Here is a 3,964-nt window from a genome sequence, read left to right as displayed (position 1 = left end):
GGCGGTGACTGGCACGGTGGCGGCTGGCGCGGCGGTTGGGATGGTGGCTGGGGAGGCGGCTGGGGTGGCCCGCCCTATCCCTATTACGGGTATGGATATGGGTACGGATATCCCGTTTACGGTTATCCGGGATATTATGGTTATCCGTATGGCGGATATATTGGCGGCTGGGGGTGGGGCGGCTGGTAAAGCCCTGTAACCGCGCGGCGGCCACTGGTCATGCCCGCCGCGTGACCACCACCGGGACCACCCCGATGACATGAAATGCGGCAGGCATTCCCGCGTTGCCCGGCATATGCCGCAATAGTGGCGGCTGCACCGGCTGGAACCATCGTTCGCACCGGCTCGTTACGCAGGCGAGGGCTGCCGCAAGCCCACTTTTTCCTTCCACTGTGGCCGAAAGGCCAGTCGGGCGGGGGACCGCGCGCACCCCCTCGGGGTGTCTGGTCCGGGCAAATCAGCAAGGCTTATCAGAAAGATACGGACGATAGGTCAGGGGGGTATTTTCCCCTGCCTGTCTGGCCCGGATGGGCATGTCTGAAACATAACAAATATGTGTCATTATCTTTTATTGTAATGAAAACGTAACGATGTGTGTGGCTTTTGCAACATGTTGATATTCAAACGTTATGATGGCGAGCATTTCGGTTTGTTACCAAACGAAAGCTGGTAAACATGACGTAGCAAAAACGACATTTTGGGGAATGCCATGAAGAAAAGAGGGATGAGGACAGCGGGATTCCGTTCCGGCATCGGATGTATCACGGCGCTCGCCGTCGGTGTCCTGCTCGATCCGCCTCAGGCTCATGCCCAGGTTTCAGTTTTCAAAAGCATGGAAAAAAGTGATTCCACCTTCGCGCGGTGGCTGTCAGGCATCACCCTGACCGGCCAGGTCGAAGGCGGCATCATGGCAAACCCCGCCCGCCCGCAGCCGGGTTACAACTTCGGTGACTTCTTTGCCGACCATGCCAACCAGGTGCAGCTCAACCAGGCTGAATTCACCCTGCAGAAAGCGATTGACCCCTCAAAGGGCGGATACCAGGTCGGCTTCACCCTCGAAGGCATGTACGGTTCGGATGCACGCTACTACCAGATCCTGGGTGTCAGCGCGCATGAATGGAATGCCCGCTACCAGCTTATCCCCGCGCAGGCCCATGCCGATGTTCACCTGCCCTGGGCCACCAAGGGCGGGCTGGACATGCATGCCGGTATCCTTCAGGCCCCCATGGGCGTGGAAACGCTCGACCCCACCACGCGCCCGTTCTATACCATTGCCTATACGTCCGAATACTCGGTTCCCTTCCAGCATATCGGCGCCATGTTCAACTGGCATGTTACCGACATGATTGATGTCACCTTTGGCCTTGATACCGGTAACCAGACATCCTTTGGCCGTTCCGACAACAATAACGCGCCTGCCGGTTACTTTGGCATCAATCTGAACAACCTTGCGCATGGCAAGCTCAACATTATCGAACTGAGCCGCGTCGGGCCGGAAAACTCCCGCTATTCCTCCGCTGGCGGGCGGTATGAGGCCGACCATGCCGAACGCTTCTGGAACGACATCAACGCAACCTACGCCGTCAATGACCGCCTGACCCTGACGGGTGAGTTCAACTACATCCATGATGAAGGGCTGAACGGCATCCGCTCCAACGGCAATTTCAAGGCCGCCGATGCGGAAAGCTTCGTCAGCTTCCTCAGCTACAAGATCAACAAGGTCCTGACTTTCAACTATCGTGGTGAAATCTATCGCGATAACAACAACCTCATGGTTGCGACCTTTATTGGCAACAATGCCTACATGGATGGCATTTCCGGCCGTGCCAGCCGGGGCGACGCCCTGATGCCGGGGCCGGGCGGCCATGGTACCACCTATGGTGAAATGACACTGGGCGTGACCTACAAGCCCGATCTGGGCCATCATGTGCGCGTTTTCATGCTGCGGCCCGAAGTGCGCTTCGACCGTTCGCTCAATGGCACGACACCCTTTAACGGTGGACGCAACAACGGCATGTTCACCTTTGGTGGTGATGCGGTCATCGGTTTCTGATCCCGCCACAGTACACAAAAACCCATGCGCCGCCCTGATGGATACGGGGCGGCGCGGGGCGTGATGCGCGGTGGCTGGTAGCCCGTGGAAAATCCGGGCGGGACATGGCTTTTGTCCAATACCGCAGGAAATATCCACCTGGCGTCATGGCCGCCCCTGCCTTTATGGCGCTCCGGCCCGACTGGCCATCAACATCCCGAAATCGTGGCCTATGGTAGTATCATCCTCCGCTGTTGTATTGCAGCGGCGGGGGCTGTGGCGCGGGTGTGTCAAACGGGAAAGGCTGGTTCGGCCCCATGGGCGGGTAATCCCGTGGCATGGGGGGACCGGGCGGCGGAAGCGGTGGTTGTCCGCAAGCATAGATGAAAAGCACCAACATGGCAGTTCTCACTTTATGTGACGTTGGAAAGCCATAGGCTCTGACCCGCCTATCAGACCTGCATGCGCCATGTGCCTGAAATATAGGAAAACAGGCATGTTGCAGGTCGGGATACAGGTCTGGCCATTGCGTTTTCCTGTGTTCGGGAAAGCGCACTGGTCCTTAAAGCATCCATCGGCCGGATGGTTGCATTGCTCTGGCCATGACGGAAATCTGGCAGCGAGTAGTGGATAAACTTTTGATTGCGTTCATGAAATCCGAAGTTACCTGAGATAATCTACTGAAAAATAATAAAAGTTTTTGGGTGCCGCCTTTTTTCAAAAAGGCGGCGCTCCCTGAAGTGCCCTGCAAAAAGCCACACCGGAAACTGCCCGATGACAGGCGGAATATTCCGTGAGAGGCCTTTCGGATAGCGGATGTCCTTCATGCGCTCATGCCGCACCAGAGATGCCATGGCCGATGCAATGCCGCGGGTTTTCTGTTTCCGTTTCAATACGACTGTATTTTCTAGAAATGTAATATTATAAATATTAATGATACGCATAAAATTAGTTTGTGTCTGTTTATGTTTTGTTATTTTTTAAATATTGAAAAAAATCAACATGAGAATATTGTTCCGGAGCATCTCATGTATTGAACCATTCCCCCCAAAGCCTCCCATTCCCAAACAGAAGACGCTGGCCGCGCATGTGTTGATCTCAACCCGGCATCCCCTGCCGCGTTAACCGTCGCGGGCCGGTGTTGGGCGCCCGGCTATGTGACTGGTAGGGTGCGCATGTCCAATGTAGAGCGCTTCGAGTTCATCCTCCTCCTGATTGTCGTGATCGTGGTGCTGGATCTGGCGGCACGCAGGCTGCGGCTGCCCCCGGCGGCGGCACTGGTGCTGGGGGGCATTGCCATTACCCTCATGCCGGGCCTGCCGGTGATCGAGATTGATCCCGACCTTGTGCTGATCGTCTTCCTGCCGCCGCTGCTGCTGGCGGGAGCCTATTTTTCGGTATGGCATGCGTTTCGGGCCAATCTGGCGGGTATCCTGCAACTTGCGGTAGGCGGGGTGGCGTTCACGACACTCGCGGTGGCCATGGCGACGCGCTGGCTTATCCCCTCCATGCCATGGGCCGGGTGCGTGGCGCTGGGCGCCATCGTGGCTCCGCCCGATGCGGTGGCGGCCAAGGCAGTGCTCAAGCGCGTCTCCCTGCCTGAACGGATCACGACGCTGCTGGAGGGCGAAAGCCTGCTGGATGATGCGGCCAGCCTTGTTCTCTACCGTTTCGCCACCATGGCGGCCCTGACCGGAACGTTCAACCTTGTCCACGCTGCGGCCACGTTCGGTTATCTGGCGGCGGGTGGTCTGGCCTTTGGCGGCCTGCTGGGCTGGGTGTGGATCTGGTTCATGGGGATGGTGCGCGACCGGATCGTCAGCATCACCATGACGCTGCTGCTGCCATGGGTCGCCTATATCGGGGGGGAGCGGCTGGGGGTGTCGGGTGTCATCACCACCGTTGTGGCGGGGCTGGTGGTGGGCTGGCGGC

General features: G+C 57.8%; 4 protein-coding genes. 3 read left to right on the top strand and 1 reads right to left on the bottom strand.

The genetic code is table 11. The features are described 5' to 3' along the window. Both DY926_RS17715 and DY926_RS13730 read left to right on the top strand, forming a co-directional pair. On the top strand, positions 1-189 hold a 189-nt coding region (locus DY926_RS17715; RefSeq protein WP_206609052.1), incomplete at its 5' end, for a hypothetical protein. A gap of 643 nt (positions 190-832) precedes the next feature. Then, positions 833-2,053, top strand: a complete 1,221-nt coding sequence (locus tag DY926_RS13730) for an outer membrane beta-barrel protein (protein WP_241503230.1) — start codon at positions 833-835, stop codon at positions 2,051-2,053. A gap of 656 nt (positions 2,054-2,709) precedes the next feature. Here the strand turns inward: DY926_RS13730 and DY926_RS17065 are convergent. Further along, on the bottom strand, positions 2,710-2,976 hold the full coding sequence (locus DY926_RS17065) for a hypothetical protein (RefSeq protein WP_148707800.1): 267 nt from the start codon (positions 2,974-2,976) through the stop codon (positions 2,710-2,712). A gap of 231 nt (positions 2,977-3,207) precedes the next feature. Here DY926_RS17065 and DY926_RS13725 point away from each other — a divergent pair. Beyond that, the coding region (locus tag DY926_RS13725; protein ID WP_186336178.1) for a cation:proton antiporter at positions 3,208-3,964 on the top strand (757 nt) is incomplete at its 3' end.

The organism is Komagataeibacter melaceti (genome assembly GCF_003403295.1).
In the GTDB taxonomy this organism is placed as follows: Bacteria; Pseudomonadota; Alphaproteobacteria; order Acetobacterales; family Acetobacteraceae; genus Komagataeibacter; species Komagataeibacter melaceti.
Note: the sequence above shows the minus strand (reverse complement) of the source record. Positions and strands in the feature narration are given on the sequence as shown.

What these genes read in the sequence shown, in the direction of transcription:
- DY926_RS13730 (WP_241503230.1), top strand. Translation starts at nt 833, where the DNA reads ATGGAAAAAAGTGATTCCACCTTCGCGCGGTGGCTGTCAGGCATCACC.
- DY926_RS17065 (WP_148707800.1), bottom strand. Translation starts at nt 2,976, where the DNA reads ATGCGTATCATTAATATTTATAATATTACATTTCTAGAAAATACAGTC.